4 protein-coding genes and 1 pseudogene are annotated in these 19,272 nt (G+C 34.3%); all 5 read left to right on the top strand.

Annotated elements, in window-relative coordinates:
* Window positions 1-8 precede the first annotated feature (8 nt).
* Window positions 9-1,322, top strand: coding sequence for a polyketide synthase dehydratase domain-containing protein (locus JCM14822_RS24950; RefSeq protein WP_408606193.1), 1,314 nt, complete (start codon window positions 9-11; stop codon window positions 1,320-1,322).
* A 5-nt stretch (window positions 1,323-1,327) separates the two neighbouring features.
* Window positions 1,328-2,076: pseudogene (locus JCM14822_RS08770) on the top strand (SDR family NAD(P)-dependent oxidoreductase).
* A gap of 32 nt (window positions 2,077-2,108) precedes the next feature.
* Complete coding sequence (locus JCM14822_RS08765; RefSeq protein ID WP_054741571.1) at window positions 2,109-6,185, top strand: beta-ketoacyl synthase N-terminal-like domain-containing protein; 4,077 nt, start codon at window positions 2,109-2,111, stop codon at window positions 6,183-6,185.
* A gap of 29 nt (window positions 6,186-6,214) precedes the next feature.
* On the top strand, window positions 6,215-17,779 hold the full coding sequence (locus tag JCM14822_RS08760; RefSeq protein WP_054741569.1) for an SDR family NAD(P)-dependent oxidoreductase: 11,565 nt from the start codon (window positions 6,215-6,217) through the stop codon (window positions 17,777-17,779).
* Window positions 17,770-19,272 carry a type I polyketide synthase gene (locus JCM14822_RS08755; RefSeq protein ID WP_054741567.1) on the top strand — a complete coding sequence of 501 codons (1,503 nt, stop codon included), beginning with the start codon at window positions 17,770-17,772 and terminating at the stop codon, window positions 19,270-19,272. Before JCM14822_RS08760 ends, JCM14822_RS08755 begins: the two co-directional genes overlap by 10 nt.

Here is a 19,272-nt window from a genome sequence, read left to right as displayed (position 1 = left end):
TTTATTGTATGGGTTATAAAATTTCTAGCACACAATTATTTGGCAGTAATATACCTTATAAAGTAAGCTTACCAACTTATCCATTTGAAAAAGAAGTGTATTGGGCAGAAGCAAAAAATGTAATGTCTCAAGGAGTAGTAATCAGTCAGCAATTACACCCATTACTTCATAGAAATACCTCAGACCTTGTAGAGCAAAGATATACATCAGTCTTTAATGGTGAAGAGTTCTTCTTAAGAGATCATGTAGTAAATGGTAATAAAGTTTTACCAGGTGTGGCTTATCTAGAAATGATAAGAGCAGCAGTGCAGCAAGCTACAACAAATGATTTAACGAATTTTGTACCTATTAAAATAAGTAATGTGGGCTGGTTCCAACCTATTGCTGTACAAAATACAAATAAAGAAGTTAACATTGCCTTATATGAAGATAAGGATAATGAACTTTCATATGAAATCTATACCGAAGATGACAGTATACATAGTCAAGGCAAAGCAAATGTTATACAAGAAGTAAATAATGAGGTTAGAAATTTTGATGAGTTAAAAGCAAGATGTTCACAACTGATTTCTAATAAGCAATGTTATGATGCATTCAGAAAAATGAAGATGAACTATGGCATAACATATACAAGCATCCAAGAAGTATATGTAGGAAAGGGAGAGGCATTTGCTAAAATAGCCATACCAGAAAGTTTAGTAGATACAAATAAGACATATGTGTTACATCCTAGCTTATTAGATGGGGCACTACAATCTATTATTGGACTTGGTATAAGTAGTGATGAGGGGCAGCAGACACCAAGGGTACCATTTGCAATGGAATCATTAGAAATATATAAGCCAGCTGATGAGACCATGTGGGCGGTTATTAAAGATAATAGTACCAGTGATAGAGTATTAAAACATGATATTGATTTATGCAATGAAGCTGGTGAAGTATGTATACGCATTAAGGGCTATACATCACGTGTATTAAATGAAAATTCATTAGCAGCAAAGGTACAATTAATGGCAATCAATTGGCAAGAACAATCATTAGAAACAAGGGCTGCAACTAATGAAATGACCAATTATTATGTGGCATTTTGTGGTATCAATCATTTAATAGAAGATAAAGTATATGCAGCATTAGGTGCAAATGTTCCATCACAAAGTATGATGCTTGATAGACAAGGGGAAATAGCGGATCATGCTATAGAAGCTTATAGTCTTCAATTATTTGATAAGATTAAAGAAATTTTATTAGATAAATCTATTCAAAAAGCATGTATGCAAGTAGTGGTAGTTCATTCAGGAAGCGACAAAATTGAGACAGCCTAAATGGTATGTTAAAGACAGCGCAGCAAGAAAATCCTAAGTTAATGACCCAACTAATAGAAATAGATGCACAGTTAAATGATGAAGAGATAGTAAGATTATTAAAGGCCTGTTCCCAGGACCTAAAGCAGCAACATATACGCTACATAGCAGATAAGAGTTATGTACCAACATGGCAAAGTCTAAGCATTAAACCAAAAGAAGTAGCACCTTGGAAAGATGAAGGGGTATATCTCATAACAGGCGGTTTAGGTGGTCTTGGCATAATCTTTGCAAATGAAATTGTAAGCAGGGCAAAACAGGCGACAATTATATTAACAGGACGAAAATCAGAAGAAGACCAAAAAGTAAAAGATCAGTTAATGGCGCTTAAACAAAGCAATCCACATATCTACTATTGGCAAATGGATGTATGTAATAAGGAAAGCGTAGAGGCTACTATTAACAGGATTATAGAGCAGTTTGGTAAATTAAATGGTGTGATTCATAGTGCGGGTATTATTAAAGATGGCTACATTATTAATAAATCCAAAGATGAGTTTAAACAAGTGCTACAGCCTAAGATGAGCGGCATCGTAAATTTAGATATGCAACACAAAATATAAGGTTAGACTTATTTGTAGCATTTTCATCAGTTACAGGAACTTTAGGAAATCCAGGACAAGTGGATTACGCTATAGCAAATAGCTTTATGAACCAATATGCAGGTTATAGAAATAGACTAGTTAATGAAGCAAACGTTTTGGACAAACACTAGCCATTAGTTGGCCATTATGGAAAAATGGCGGTATGCATATAGATGCGCAAACAGAAAAGTTATTAGAACAAACAGTTGGTGTAACTTCTATTGAGACCAAGGAAGGTATAGAAGCATTTTATAATGCGTGGTCTTTAAACAAAGCCTCTATTATTTGTTTAGCCGGTGACTTTAAAAAGATTAAAGCAAGTGTAGAAAATAAAGCATCTAATCCAAAGAAAGAGGAAGGAGTAGAAGTAACTACTAAGGAAGGCATCACAATAGAACAAGTCGCACATTATTTAAAAGGTATTTTATCTCAAGATATCAAATTACCAGTTCAAAGAATAGATAGTGATGCAGGTATGGAAGAGTATGGTATTGATTCATTGATGGTTATGCAATTAACAAGTCATTTAGAGGAGATATTTGGGGCACTACCTAAAACACTATTTTTTGAATATCAGACAGTCAGAGAATTAAGTGGCTATTTCCTTAAGGAACATAAAGAAACATTATCTAAGCTCTTGAATGTGGCAGCTACTAAGAAAACACCACCAGTGAAAGAAATGCAGGGAAAAGAAGAAAGTGTATCTGAGGTGAAAGGCTCTAAAAGAGGTAATAGACATAGACGATATGTAGCTAATCATTATGATATAGGACCTAATGAAAACGAAGATATTGCCATTGTTGGTATGGCAGGAAAATATCCAAAGTCTGATAATTTAAAGGAATACTGGGATAACCTAAGAAATGGTGTGGATTGTATTACAGAGATTCCTAAAGAACGTTGGGATGGAGATTTATTATTTGACCCAGATAAAAATAAGCAAGGAAGTATTTATTGCAAGTGGGGCGGTTTCATAAATGGTGTTAATGAATTTGATCCATTATTCTTCAATATTGCACCAAGAGAAGCAGAAATTATGGAGCCTCAGGAAAGACTATTTTTGCAATGTGTCTATCATACATTAGAAGATGCTGGATATACGCCACAGCAAGTTCGTAATTTACAAAAAGGTAATAGCGGCGTAGGTGTATATGTGGGCGTAATGTATGAAGAATATCAGCTTTATGGTGCACAGCATCAGATGAAAGGACACCAAATCGCATTATCAGGCAACCCATCCTCAATAGCCAATAGAATATCGTATTATTGTAATTTCAATGGGCCTAGTATGGCTATTGATACAATGTGTTCATCATCTTTAACAGCAGTACATTTAGCATGCCGTAGTATTTTACAAGGTGAATGTGAAGCAGCTATAGCTGGTGGTGTAAATGTATCAGTACATCCAAATAAGTATGTGATGCTTTCACAAGGAAAATTTGCTTCAAGTAAGGGGCGATGCGAAAGCTTTGGAGAAGGCGGAGATGGCTATGTGCCTGGAGAAGGTGTAGGCGCAATCATGCTCAAGAAACTTTCAAAGGCTGTAGAAGACGGAGATCATATTTATGGTGTGATTAAAGCTACAACCATTAATCATGGCGGTAGAACAAATGGTTACACTGTACCAAATCCAAATGCACAGAGAAATCTTATAAGTAAGGCACTCTATGAAGCCCATATTGATCCTAGAACAATCAGTTATATAGAAGCACATGGTACAGGAACTTCTTTAGGGGATCCAATTGAAATTACAGGATTAAGTCAGGCATTTGGTGAATATACCAAGGACAAGCAGTTCTGTGCTATAGGATCTGCCAAATCAAATATTGGTCACTGTGAAAGTGCAGCTGGAATAGCAGGAATCACAAAGGTACTCTTACAAATGAAGTACAAGGAGATTGTACCATCTATTCATTCAAAGATACTTAATCCATATATTGATTTTGAAAAAACACCATTTGTGGTACAACAAGAACTTACGCCTTGGAAGAAGCCTATTATTAAAGAAAATGGCAAAGATGTAGAATATCCAAGAAGAGCAGGTATATCAGCCTTTGGTGCAGGCGGCTCTAATGCCCATATTATTATTGAGGAATATGAGGATAATAAGGAAGTTAAGACAAATCAATTAGATGAATTTGTGATAATCTTATCTGCTAAGACTGAGGAGCAATTAAATCAAAAGGTACAAGATTTAAGGAATGAAATAGATAAGTACAGTAACGAAGATTTGATGAATATTGCTTATACGCTTCAAGTAGGCCGCGAAGATATGGAATATCGTTTGGCATTTACTACAAGTAATGTAGCGGAAGTAAAAGAGAAATTAACCAAGTTTATAAATAATGATTTAAGCGCAGATGTAATTTACACAGGACGTGCTAAGAAAAATAGCAGTTCATTAAAGAAAATTATGAATGATGAAGACATGAAAAATGCCATTGAGACATGGATTATTAAACGTAAGTACGACAAACTGATAAGCTTATGGCTAAAAGGTATAAAAATAGATTGGCGTAAGATGTATGTAGGCGCAGCACCTCAGAAAATCAGTTTACCAACCTATCCTTTTGCAAAAGAAGTATATTGGGTTCCAAAAGGAGAAAGACAAAATGGTACATTAAGCAGTAGACAAAGTACGATTCATCCATTCATTAGTGAAAATACCTCTAATTTTATGACACAGAAATTTACCACCCATTTTGATAGACAACAGGCGTATCTAGAAGATAAGGGTGCATATAGCATAGTGCCTCTTGTAGTACAGTTAGAAATGGCGCGTATTGCTAGTAAATTATCTATGGAAACTGTAGATGGCAAAGCTGTACTTCATAATATTCATATTTACAAACCAATAGAAGTTACAGATGTATTTAATCAGTTAGATACTAAATTATATATTGAAAGTGATGGAGATATTGCATGGGAACTTTATAGTCAATCAGATGAAAGTGGAGACACCTTATGTTGTGAAGGAAGAACAAGTTATGTGATTGATTCTGAAGATGAGGTATTAGATTTAAAGCAAAGTCATTATATACAGTTTAATGTAGCCAATAAGACAATATGGGTCAATGAAATACAAGAGGGAGAAGGAAAGATCTTTATTGAATTTAATCAAGAAGCAAATGAAGCTTTACAAGGATATAAAGAACAAGTTGTCATAGAGCCTACAATGTACAAAGAATGTATGCAAAGTATTGGCGAATATTTAGGTATAATGATGCAAACAGAGTTCATTGAGTCTATTGTCATTAATAAAGAAAGTAGTAGTCATAGCGTACTAGTTGAATTTAATTTAGGACAATCAAACTTAGATTTAAATATGACTTGGTATGATCATGAAAAGCATGTAACAACTAAGATGATAGGTATGCAGTGCACAATTAATGAAGAAGTAAGTGACAAGTCAAAACAAGCTTTAGTACCTGAAGAAAGTGCTATATATGAGACAATGGCATTTACAGAAGAGTGGCAAGAGACTGAAGCTGTAATGGGTAATGACTTAGTTAAGCGTATAGTAATATTTGTAGAGAGTTTAGAGTATAAGCAAAACATTTCAAATGAACTTATGGTATATGAGGAAGATATACAACTTATATTTGTTGCACCAGGTGAAAAGTATCATAAGTATGCAGAAGATGAATATGAGATTGCAGCGCATAAAAAAGAAGATTACATACAATGCTTAGAAACAGTTCAAAACAAGTGGCCTCAGGTAGATAGCATCATGTATTTATGGGCATTAAATAACAAGCAATATGCTATAGATGAGACGGAAATTATTTATACTTTGCAAGCACTTGCAAAGAGTAAGTTAGATGCCAAGCGTTTACTCATAGTAGGCGGCTATAGTGATGAAATTACAAGATGTCATATTGAATCATGGATAGGTATAGAACGCTCAATCAAGATGGTATTACCAGCTGTAAAGGTAAATGTAGTATGTATGCGCAATGAAGATTTATCATGGCATAAATGTATCAACTTACTTTATAAAGAATTAAGGTCAAAAGAAGAAAGTGTATGGTTTGACCACAATATTCGAAAGACATGTCATCTTAGAGAAGTTCAATTAGAAAATGAAGTACAGCATATGCTTAAAAAACAAGGGGTATACATTATTACAGGTGGCCTTGGTGGCTTAGGTAAGATGTTTGCCAAATACTTAATGACTACTTATGATGCAAAATTAGCTTTAATTGGACGTAGTAAAGAAGAAGTAGAAAAGCTCAGTTAGATGAACTAAGAAGCATATCACCTAAGGTGATGTATATTCAGGCAGATGTAAGCCAGATAGAGGAAGTGGAGAATGCATTTGAATTAATAAATGCGAAGTTTGGAAATGTTAATGGCATTATTCATGCAGCTGGACTAGACGATCCAGGAAGTATTTTAACTAAAGATATGGCAGATTATAAGAAAACTATAGCACCTAAGGTTCAAGGTATACTTGCAATCGAAGCAGCTTCTCAAACACAAGACTTAGATTTCATATGTTATTTCTCATCTAGTTCAGCAATTATAGGTGACTTTGGAAACTGTGATTATGCAGTTGGTAATAGATTTTTAATGAGTCATGGAAAATACTACAATGATAAAGCAAGTAGAGAAGGCAGAAAGACTAAAGCTATAGTCATTAACTGGCCACTTTGGAAGAGCGATGGTATGGGATTTGGCAGTGAAGATGGTAGCAAGATGTATCTAAAGACAAGTGGTCAACGATTTATGGAAGAAGCAGAGGGTATAGCTCTTTTTGAAAAATTATTAAATGCAGCGCACCATCAGCATCTTGTAATCATTGGAGAAAGAGAACGTGTCTATAGATTCTTAGGCTTAAAATCAGCAAAAGCAGAAAGCAAAGAGCAGAAAGTCATAAATATAGAAGTTAAAAATGGTAGCAATAATAAAGGTAGAAAGTTACAAATGCAAGGCCTTAGCATAGAAGCCTGTGTACAATGGGATTTAAAAGAGCAAATTAGTCAAATTCTAAAGATTCCACAAGAAAAATTAGATATTGATGAAAATTTAGCTGACTTTGGATTTGATTCAATAACTCTCGGACAATTTGCAGATAGTATAAGTGATTATTACGAAATCAAATTTACACCAGATATGCTATATAGTTATCCTACAGTTGAGAAACTTAGCCAGTATTTCATGACAAATCAAAAAGAAAAAATGAATGCCTTTTATGCGGAAGACGTAAAAGATGAAGTAAATCATGAAGTAGAAAAGGTAGTAGCACCTAAGGCAATGATTAAAAAGTCTTATAAAAAAGAACAAAAAACAGATACATTCCGCCTCAGTCGCTTCATGAATAACACAGGTAGAAGAGAAAAGGTAGCGATTATAGGTATAAGTGGTAGGTTCCCAGGTGCTAGAGATGTTAATGAATTTTGGAATATATTGCTTGAGGGCAAAGAGGTCATAGGAGAAGTGCCTAGAGACCGTCAATCATGGTGGCAACAAGAAGATATAGCTAGAGAAGCAAGAGTAGGGGCTATACCAGGAGTAGCCGAGTTCGATCCATTATTCTTTGAAATTTCACCGGTTGATGCTGAAGAGATTGACCCAAGACAACGTCTTTTATTAGAGGAAACATGGAAAGCATTAGAAGATGCTGGTTATGATAAGAAAGCATTTGAGAATGAAAAGATTGGTATATTCGTAGGTGTAGAAGATGGTGATTATAGATTATTAGCAGGCACAGATAGTAGTATTACTTCAAATCATAATGCCGTATTAGCTGCGAGACTTTCATACTTCTTAAATCTAAAAGGACCTAATATGGCAATTAATACAGCTTGCTCATCTGGATTAGTTGCTTTCCACCAAGCTTGTTTAAGCTTACAAAATGATGAATGTGATACGGCAATTGTAGCAGCAGCCAACTTAATGACCACACCAGAAGGTTATAAAGGTATGAAAGCAGCTGGAATGTTAGGAAAGGATGGTAAATGCTATGCCTTTGATAAACGTGCTAATGGCATGATTCCATCAGAAGCCATTGCAGTCATCATTTTAAAGAAAGGTTCAAAGGCACAATTAGATGGCAATCATATATATGCCACAGTAGCGGGTAGCGGTGTAAATTATGATGGTAAAACAAATGGCATTACAGCACCAAGTGGTCAATCACAAACAAGGTTATTAAAAGAAGTTTATGAAAAAGCGCATATTAATCCAGAGGATATAAGTTATATTGTAACCCATGGTACAGGAACTAAATTAGGAGATCCTATGGAAATTAATGCATTAGCAGATGCATTTAAAGAGTATCAAACTAGCAAAGCACATTGTGCAATTACTTCAAATAAACCAAACATAGGACATGCATTAGCAGCCTCAGGCTTAGTTAGCTTAATAAGCTTAATTATGGCATTTAAGACCAAGACTATACCAGCAAGCATTAACTGTGAGCAAGTGAATGATTATATTCATTGGGAAGAAAGTCCATTTTACATTAATAGAGCCAATAAGGTATGGAAAGGTGAAGATGGTAAGAAACGATTAGCTGGTGTAAGCGCATTTGGAATGAGTGGAACAAATGCTCATGTTGTTCTAGAAAGCTATGATAAAGCAAGTCATGCAGTACCTGAATTATCATATGTCATGTTGGTACTATCAGCTAAAACGAAAGAAGCTTTAAAACAACGTATAGAAGATTTAATAGCTTGGTTAGAAAAAGAAGACATACAATTAGAACGTGTAAGTTATACATTAATGGCAGGTAGAATGCACTTCAATCACCGTTTAGCAGTCGTTGTGAAAAATAGGCAAGAAGCTATTGAAGTATTAAAGAAAGCCATAGATAGTGAGAGTGTACCTAACGTATTTAAAGGCACTGTTCAAAGAGGCATTGTGACATTAGATACAGTTAAAGAGTCTATGTTACAAATGATTGAAGCAAATAACAGATTAGATGTAGATGCTTATCAAAAGATATTATGTACCTTAAGTGAAAATTATTGTAAAGGATATGAAGTGCCTTATGAAAAACTATTTAATGGCATTCAAGAAAAGGTAAGTTTACCAACTTATCCATTTGCAAGAGAAACATATTGGGTAGAGGCAAAAGAGACAAATTTAGGTGTGAGACAACTTCATCCATTTATTCATGAGAATGTATCTAATCTGAGTCAACAATGCTTTAAAACAACATTGATGTCTAAAGAACAGTTAATGCAGTCAATTTATCTAGAGATGGCACGTAAGGCATTGATGCTTTCTAAGGAAGAACAAGACAAAGTTCTTGTTTTAGAGCATATCACTTTCCCTGAAAGACTGGATACAAATGAAGAAGCTTGTGAGCTTTATACTAGAATATATGAAAGCGGAAGAAGTTTGAATTGGGAAATTAGTAAGGATAAGCAGTTAACTAGAGATGAGACAGTATATTGTACAGGTAAAGCAGTTTATAGAAGAAATGAAGCTCTAGAAAAAGCTGATCTTGAAGCTCAAGTAAATGACTGTCAGAAAATGGCGCTGACGATACCGAAGATTCATAGTACATGGACATCAGATGGAGCAAATCAGGTGATTGTAGAGTTTGAACAAGAAAATAACTTAGATATAATTATTTCACCTCAGATAATAGTTGGTGGCTTAAAGGCACTTCAAGAAATTCACCATAAGAAGTGGCATGTAGTTGATATTAAGAAGATTAATAAGATTGAAATCTTAAGTTTAAGTCCTAGTAAATGGGGTATATTGACGATTAATAATCAAGAAGCAGAATTAACAGTAGATATGAAGTTATATGATGAAGCTGGTAATATGACACTTCATATATATGACTTACAATGTGGTGATGTGATGCAGTTACAAGAAGTAGCTACACCTAAGAAAAGGCGGATGAAAAAGCAAGTGACTGGTAAAGGAAGATGCTTGGAAATGAAAGGCTTCACAATAGAGCAGTGTATCATATGGGAAATAAAAAATATGATTACTAAGATGCTTAAAATACCAACTGAAAAGCTAGATTTAGATGAGAGTTTAAGTGAATTTGGATTTGATTCTATTAGCTTATTAAAATTTGCAGACCATATTAATGAACGCTATGAAATAAATATTACACCAGATACGTTTTATACTTATCCAACAATTGAACGATTAAAGGATTATTTATACAAACAATATACGGATAAAATGCAAGAGTTCTATCAAGATGAATTTGTAATAGTAGAAGAAGAAAAAGAGATTATGCCACAAAAAGATAAGAAGACACTTAGAAGAAGTGTTCAACCTCAAGAGGAGATTGCCATTGTTGGTATGAGTGGTAGATTCCCAGATGCATGGAATGTTGATGAATTATGGACTATTTTAAGCCAAGGAAAAGAAGTCATTCATGATATTGATAAATCTCGTAAAGAGTGGTGGCAAGCACCAATTGTCTCTAGAAATGTAGGCGCTATTCCAGGGATTGATGAATTTGATGCCTTATTCTTTGGTATTTCACCTAGGGAAGCTGAAAATATGGACCCTAGACAGAGAATTTTATTAGAAGAAATGTGGAAAGCATTAGAAGATGCAGGTTATGGTGAAAAAGCACTTAAGAATGAGAAGATAGGTATATTTGCAGGTATAGAAGAAAGTGATTATAGGGTATTAGTAGGAAAGAATGCCAATATTACAGCTAATCATAATGGCGTATTAGCAGCGCGACTTGCCTATTTCTTAAATCTTAAAGGACCTAATATGGCTATTAATACAGCATGTTCATCTGGACTTGTGGCATTACATGAAGCATGTTTAAGCTTAAGAAATGGTGAATGTGATACAGCCATTGTAGCAGCAGCCAATATTATGAGTACACCAGAGAGCTATGATGCTATGAAGGAAGCAGGTATGTTATCTAAATCAGGTAAATGTTATGCCTTTGATAAACGTGCGGATGGTATGATTCCAGCAGAAGCTATAGCCGTTGTTGTATTAAAACGTTTATCTTATGCTAAGGAGAATCATCATCCAATATACGCAAGCATTGTGGCTGATGGCATAAATTATGATGGCAAAACAAATGGTATTACTGCACCAAGTGGACAAGCACAAATTGAACTCTTAAAAGATACTTACGAAAAATTTGATATTAATCCACAGGATATAAGTTATATGGTGACACATGGTACAGGAACTAAACTTGGTGATCCTATAGAAATTAATGCACTATCAGAGGTATTTAAAGCATATAACATGCCAAATAAATGCTGTGCATTAACATCTACTAAACCAAACATCGGTCATGCATTAGCGGCATCTGGCGTAGTAAGTCTTATAAGCTTAGTGATGGCATTAAACAAAGAAGCTATTCCAGCAAGTATTAACTGTGAGCAAGTAAATGATTATATTCATTGGGAAGAAAGTCCATTTTATATTAATCAAAAATTAAAACCTTGGTCTGATACAAATGGTGTGAAACGCTTAGGTGCTGTAAGTGCATTTGGTATGAGCGGTACGAATGTACATGTGGTAGTTGAAAGCTATCATGACGTAAAAGAGGTTTGTGAACCTAAGTCAAATTATTTATTAGTTTTTTCAGCTAAAACAGAGGATTCACTTTATAACAATATTAGTAATATGATTACAACTTTCGAAAGAAATAAAACCTTAGATTTATCTGAAGTAAGCTATACATTACTTACAGGTAGAATGTCATTTAATCATCGTTGTAGCGTGGTAGTAAGAGATATTGATGAAGCTATTAATGTGCTTAAACAAGTTCATAGCGGTAAGAAGTTACCTAATTTATTTGAAGGCGTTGTACCTAGAGATTTTGTGGGACATGCGTTTATTCAAGAAGCTATTGAAAATGTATTAAAACAAATAGATAGTGTGGAAAATGATTCAATGAAATATCAATCAGCATTAACTGCATTAGCTGAATTCTATTGTATGGGTTATAATGTGCCAAGCGAAGCATTATTTAAGAACGATACACCACAGCTTATTAATTTACCAACATATGCATTTGAAAGAGAGCATTATTGGGCAGAAGAAAGTTGTAGTAAGGTGCATTCTAATGATACACAGGCTTCAGTTTTACATCCATTAGTACATAGCAATACATCAGAATTTACGATGCAACGCTTTAGCTCAATATTTACTGGCAATGAATCATGCTTCGAAGATGGTTTTATGAAAGAATTAGCTTATATTGAAATGGTTCAAGTAGGTATGGCACTTTCATTAGGTGAACAAAGAAGCACAATGGAAATACGTAATATTGTTTGGAATGATAAGCTATCTAGTCAAGTATCTGATGTGCATATAGGCTTTGGCTTAGATGAAGCACAAGAGATGTACTTTAAGGTTTATGCACAAGATAATGTAGAAAATCCAAATAGTATAGGTTATGTGAATGCTACTGAAGTAGCGACTATAGAGCAAGTAGAATTAAATGAAATAATCAAAGCATATCCAGAATCTCTCAAGGTAGATAAAGTATATGCAGGCATAGAAGAGATATTACAAGGTCAAGAAGGTTTAATGGTTAAGTTAAAAGATAGCTTATCTACCAATGTTTATAGAGCAGATGCGATTATTAATGTAGATATTTTAGAATCTTGCCTAAGTGCAATTAAAATAGCCTATGGTATAGAAAATGCAAGTATAAAACTTAAAACAGCTACTGAAATGAGCATCAAGATTAATGAATGTATTACTTGGGCAATCCTTACAGTAGCGCAAGAAGAACAAGCTGGAAAGACTGTATTTGTAGTAGATGCAGATTTATGTGATAGGGATGGAAATGTAACTGCTTATATAGAAGAGTTGGTATTTGAAATAGAAGGATTTAAGAAAGTAGAAAGTCCTAAAGAAGTAAAAGGAGCAGAAGCTATATATGAAACAATGGCATTTAAAGAAGACTGGGAAGAGAAAACACTTGAAATGGTAGAAAAGGAAATACGAAATATCGTCGTATATGCAGATATAGCACATTGGAGTGAGATTACTCAGTATATTAAAGCGCAAAATGAAGCTACTCGGCTTATATTGATTACACAAGGTGAAGCTTATGCTCAAGAAGATGCCAATAAGTATAGTATTAATAAAGATAAATTAGAAGATCATATTCAAGTTTTAAGTCGTATCAAAGAAGCAGTAGGAGAGCTTGATAATATACTTTATTTATGGGCCAAAGAGAATGAGGCAGAAGCTAGAAGTCAAACAAGCATTGTATATATATTACAAGCTATTCATCAAACAGCTACAAGTGTTAAACAAGTAACACTTGTAGGTGGTGATGAAGATGAATTAATCCAGTGTTATGAAGAGTCATGGATGGGCATAACATTTTCTACTAAATTAGTTTTACCAAAGGTAAAGATTCATACAGCTTATATTAAAGCATCAGATATGAATAAGTATTTACCAGTGGTATGGCAAGAGTTATTCGCAGAAAAGATTGAAAATGTTTACTATGAAAATAATATTAGAAAAGTGCTCAAAAAGCAGGAAGTGAAGTTAGAAGATAAGTCAGAAAGCATGTTTAAAAACGATGGTATATATCTTTTAACTGGTGGACTTGGTGGACTTGGAATGATCTTTTCAATGCATTTAGCAGAAACATATGATGCGAACTTGATATTAGTTGGACGTAGCAAACAAGAAAAATATCAAGACCGAATAGATAGAATCAAAAAGGCAGGGGCAAATGTATTATATGTACAAGCTGATGTTTGTAATTTAGAGCAAATGCAACAAGCCGTTCAAAAAGGTGTAGAAGCATTTGGCAAAATAAATGGTGTTATACATGCAGCTGGATTACCAGGTAAAGGAAATATACTTGAAAAAGACATTAAAGAGTATTATGCAACTATGGCACCTAAGATTCAAGGCACCCTTGTTTTGACTAAGGCATGCCAAGAACAGCAATTAGATTTCATTTGTTATTTCTCATCAAGCTCAGCGATTATTGGTGATTTTGGAAACTGTGACTATGCAGTAGGCAATAGATTCTTAATGAGTTATGCAAGGTACTACAATAGCAAGGTAGGAAAAGAAGGCTATACAGGAAAAGCCGTTGTTGTCAATTGGCCATTATGGAAGAGTGAAGGAATGGGATTCCAAGATGAACAAGGTAGCAAAATGTATCTTAAATCAAGTGGTCAAAAATTCATGGAAGCAGCAGAGGGAATCCCATTACTTGAAAAGTTATTAGTTCAAACAAGGCTTCAACATCTTATATTAATTGGGGAAAGAGATAGGGTGTATAGATTTCTACAGTTAGAGAAAAAAGGGGTAGATGAAGTGATTATTGCAGAAACTAAAAAAACGATCAAAAAGCCTGGTAAGGGAAGAAAACGTGAAATGAAAGGATGGAGCGTTTCACAATGTATTACATGGGATTTAAAAGAAGCTATTAGTAAACTATTAAAATTGCCTATTAGTAAAATAGAAGTTAATGAAAATTTAGCGGACTTTGGATTTGATTCTATGACCCTTGAAGAGTTTTCAGATATATTAAGTAAGAAATATCAATTGGTAATTAATCCAGATGTTTTTTATAGATACCCAACAATTGAGAAGTTATGTGAGTATTTAAATAATGAATATCATAAAGTGTTAGAAGAATACTATCAAGAAGAAGAGAAAAAAGTAGTTACTGTAAATAAGAAAGAGCAACCTATAGCACATACAGTTTATGAGGCTAAAAAAGTAGAGCGAAGCATTCCAGAAAAACAATTTATTGCACCATCACAGGTAGAAATCGCTGTTGTAGGAATGAGTGGTAGATTCCCAGATTCACGTAATGTAGAGGAACTATGGGCCATATTATCTGAAGGAAAAGATGTGGTACATAATGTTTCCAAAGAACGTACACAATGGTGGGAGGATAACAAAGATAGGAAGATCGGTTCTATTCCAGGGGTAGCAGAGTTTGACTCCTTATTCTTCGAAATATCACCTAGAGAAGCTGAAACCATGGACCCAAGACAAAGATTATTATTACAAGAAACATGGAAGGCTTTAGAAGATGCTGGATATGGTGAGAGATTATTAAAAGAAGAAAAAATAGGAATGTTCGTAGGTGTAGAAGAAGGAGATTATAAAGCATTAGTTGGTACAGAGGGAAGTATTACCTCAAATCATAATGGCGTATTAGCAGCACGTTTAGCTTATTTCTTAAATTTGGATGGACCAAATATGGCCATTAATACAGCTTGTTCTTCAGGTTTAGTAGCAGTACATGAAGCGTGCTTAAGTTTAAGAAGTGGTGAATGTGATACAGCTATTGTAGCAGCAGCCAATATTATGGCTTTAGCAACAACTTATGATTGCATGGATCAAGTAGGTATGCTAGGGAAAGATGGTAAATGCTATGCTTTTGATAAACGAGCAGAGGGAATGATTCCAGCAGAAGCCGTAGCAGTCATTGTGCTTAAAAGGCTTGATAAAGCAAAACAAGACGGCAATCCAATCTATGGCACCATTGTAGGTAGTGGTATTAATTATGATGGAAGAACAAATGGTATCACAGCACCAAGTGGAGAAGCTCAAGTTAAATTATTAAAGGACGTATATAAACGATTTAATGTTAATCCAGAAGATATGAGCTATATTGTAACCCATGGTACAGGAACTAAGTTAGGGGATCCAATAGAAATTAATGCATTAGCAGAAGTATTTAAAGGTTATGTAGCACATAAGAAAAATTATTGTGCGTTAACATCTACTAAACCTAATATAGGACACGCATTAGCTGCATCAGGTGTAGTAAGCTTAATTAGTTTACTATTAGCTATGAAATATGAAACAATTCCACAAAGTATTCATTGTGAACAGCCAAATGACTATATTGACTGGGAACAAAGTCCATTTTATTTAAATCGTAAAAATAAGGTTTGGAAAGATGAAGCAAATAAAGCCAGATTAGCAGCTGTAAGTGCATTTGGTATGAGTGGCACTAATGCTCATGTTGTTGTAAAGAGCTATAGAGATGAGGCGTGTAAATGCATTAATGAGATGCCAGCTTACTTATTCGCATTCTCAGCTAGAAATACAGAAATCTTACAAGAGTGTATTCACAATATGCGCGTGATGTTAGAAGAGAGCAAAGAAGAATTAAATCTAGCACAAATAAGTTACACCTTATTAAATGGTAGAAAACATTTTAATGAACGCTGCGTAGTTGTTGTAAGAAGTAGAGAAGAAGCAGTTTGGGTATTACGACAAGCTGAGGAAAGTGTAAAGGTACAAAATATATTTAGGGGAAGCGTAAGTAGAGATTTTACAGTACAAACAACAATGCAAAGGATTATAAAAGAATTAATAAGGGAAAGTCATGAATGTGTAAATGACGAGCAGCTTTATTTTGATAAGATTTGTGCATTAGCAGAGTTTTACTGCTTAGGACATGAAATACCTGCTAAAGAACTCTTTGGTGAGCAATTAAATATGGTGAGCTTACCAACATATCCTTTTGCGAAGAAGAAACACTGGGTAGGTATGAGAACAAAGAATAAACCAGCCATAACAAATAAGCCAGTAGTAGAATCTGAGCCAGTTAGAACACCTAAGCCAGTGGTAGCACCTAAATCAGTAGCCACAAAGCCAGTCTCAGAAAAAACAGTAACACCTCAAATGAGTGAGAAAGTGCCTATGCAAGCTAGAGAAAATAAAATAGTTTTAAGAGATTTGAGTGAATACTTAAATAATGAAACGTATGTACCAGATGAGGTAAGAGAGCTGATAACATTAGAGCCTCTAGGAGGAGAAGCCTTAAATCATTCTGTACAAGCAGAAAGTAAAAAGCCTATTGCGCCTCAAAAACGTAGTGAAGTTCAAAAGGGTGTAGAAGTTAGTGAGTTACTTCAAGATTTAACAGTAAGCTTAGCTAAAGAATTATATGTAGACATAGAAGAGATAGAGTCTGATAAGAGCTTTACAGAATTAGGACTAGATTCAATTATAGGGGTAGAGTGGATTCGTGAAATTAATAAAAAGTATGGTTTGAATATTAGTTCAACAAGAATATATCAATATCCAAACTTACTAGAGTTTACAAAGTATATTGCACAATCATTAAATAAAGTATCTAACGTAGCAGGTCAAATTGAATCAGTTAGTCAAGTAACCCAAAATGTTAGAAAAGAAGAAAAGGTTACTCCTAAAGCTATAGAAGAAGAGCATCCAAGCATCAATATGGATGAAATAATTGTAGATTTAGCAAGTAGCTTAGCTGAGGAACTTTATATTGATCTAGAAGATATTGATTATGAAAAGAGCTTTATGGAATTAGGTTTAGATTCAATTATAGGCGTAGAATGGGTTAAACATATCAATAAGAAGTATGGTGTGAATATTAATTCTACTAGAATTTATGAATATCCAAATTTAATTGAGTTTGCCAAATATATAGCTAGTAACATTAAGAAAACAGAAGTATCTAATGTACAAGAAGTTAAAAGCGTAAAACCATCTAAAACAAAGACTTCAGTAAATATGGAAGAGATTTTAAGTGATTTGGCAAATAGTTTGGCGCAAGAACTTTATGTAGATGTAGAAGAAATTGATTATGGCACAGGTTTTACAGAGTTAGGATTAGATTCAATTATAGGGGTGGAATGGATTAGAGGTATTAATAAAAAGTATAAGACGAATATAAGTACAACAAAGATATATCAATACTCTAATTTAAGCGAGTTTGCTAAATATATTGTATCAATATTAGGTGACGTACAAGAAGAAAAAGCTGAGAAAGAGATAGAGCAGAAAGAGGATATAGATATTGATCAGCTATTATGGCAAGTATACGAGGGTGATGCAGAAGTATCGGATACGGAGAAACTAATTAGTGACTATCAGAGGGGGAATGAAAAATGGAATTGAAAGATATATTAAAGGGGTTAAAAGAAAAGAAAATTACACCAGAACAAGCAAAAGAAGAAATTAAAAAACTCAATTCCAATTATAAATCTAATGAGCAAGAATGTACGCCGCAAGAATATACAGCAAATGATCAAGTTATTGCAATCATTGGGATATCTGGACGATATCCCAATGCCAGCAATATACAGGAGTATTGGAATAATCTTGAGAAGGGGATAAATGGTGTAAGAGAGATTCCAAATTCAAGATGGAACTTGGAAGAGTATTATGATCCAGATAAGAATAAAGAAGGCAAGTTTTATTGTAAATGGATGGGGATGTTAGACGATATAGAGTGCTTTGATTCCTTATTTTTTGAAATCCCACCATCAGAAGCTGAAAGCATGGATCCTCAACACCGCCTATTTTTACAAGAAGGCTATAAGGCATTTGAGGATGCAGGTTATAGCAGAACCACTTTAAATAATAAAAAATGTGGTGTATATCTAGGCATTATTAATGGTGAATACAGTGGTTTAAGTAAGCAAAATGGTGTAGAGAACAATAGTATTACAGGCAGTAGTAATGCAATTGGTGTGGCACGTATTGCCTATTATTTAAATCTAAAAGGTCCTGCTATACCAATCGATACAGCATGTTCATCTTCATTAGTAAGTACACATTTGGCCATACAATCATTAGTAAATGGTGAAATAGAGATGGCATTAGTTGGAGGCGTAAGCTTATATATTGATCCTGAGTCGTATGTTGGTATGTGTAGTGCAGGCATGTTGTCACCAGATGGAAAGTGTAAGGCATTTGACAATGAAGCTAATGGTTTTGTACCAGGAGAAAGTGTAGGCGCTATTGTTTTAAAAAGATTAAAAGATGCACAGGCGGATCATGATCATATATATGGTGTCATTATTGGTTCCAATATTAATCAAGATGGTAGAACAAATGGTATAACTGCGCCTAATCTTGGAAGTCAAATTCAATTAGCTCGTGATTTGTATGATCGTTACAATATTAATCCAGAGACAATAAGTTATGCAGAATTACATGGTACAGGAACTAAGTTAGGTGATCCTATAGAATTAGAAGCATTATCTACAGCTTTTAAAGAAAAGACAGATCGTAAGAACTTCTGTGAAATAGGTTCAGTAAAAAATAGCATAGGACATACCTCAGCTGCTGCAGCTATGGCCAGTATTCACAAAGTTTTATTATGTATGCAAAACAAAAAGCTTGTGCCAACTTTAAATGTTACTAAATTAAATGAGCATTTTGATTTTAAAGATTCACCATTTCATGTGAATACAGAGACAAAGCCATGGGAACAAAATGGGCCATATAGAGCAAGTGTTAGTGCTTTCGGATATAGCGGCACAAATGCACAAGCTGTTATCGAGTCATATGATGAAACAGCTATCCAGCAACTGGAAAGAAAGTTATCGTTAATGAAAAGCATAAGGGTGTATTTCTATTATCAGCAAGAAACAAAACACAATTAA

The sequence above is a fragment of the Cellulosilyticum ruminicola JCM 14822 genome (assembly GCF_001311925.1).
GTDB lineage: Bacteria > Bacillota > Clostridia > Lachnospirales > Cellulosilyticaceae > Cellulosilyticum > Cellulosilyticum ruminicola.
Note: the sequence above shows the minus strand (reverse complement) of the source record. Positions and strands in the feature narration are given on the sequence as shown.

What these genes read in the sequence shown, in the direction of transcription:
- JCM14822_RS24950 (WP_408606193.1), top strand. Translation starts at nt 9, where the DNA reads ATGGGTTATAAAATTTCTAGCACACAATTATTTGGCAGTAATATACCT.
- JCM14822_RS08765 (WP_054741571.1), top strand. Translation starts at nt 2,109, where the DNA reads ATGCATATAGATGCGCAAACAGAAAAGTTATTAGAACAAACAGTTGGT.
- JCM14822_RS08760 (WP_054741569.1), top strand. Translation starts at nt 6,215, where the DNA reads ATGTATATTCAGGCAGATGTAAGCCAGATAGAGGAAGTGGAGAATGCA.
- JCM14822_RS08755 (WP_054741567.1), top strand. Translation starts at nt 17,770, where the DNA reads ATGGAATTGAAAGATATATTAAAGGGGTTAAAAGAAAAGAAAATTACA.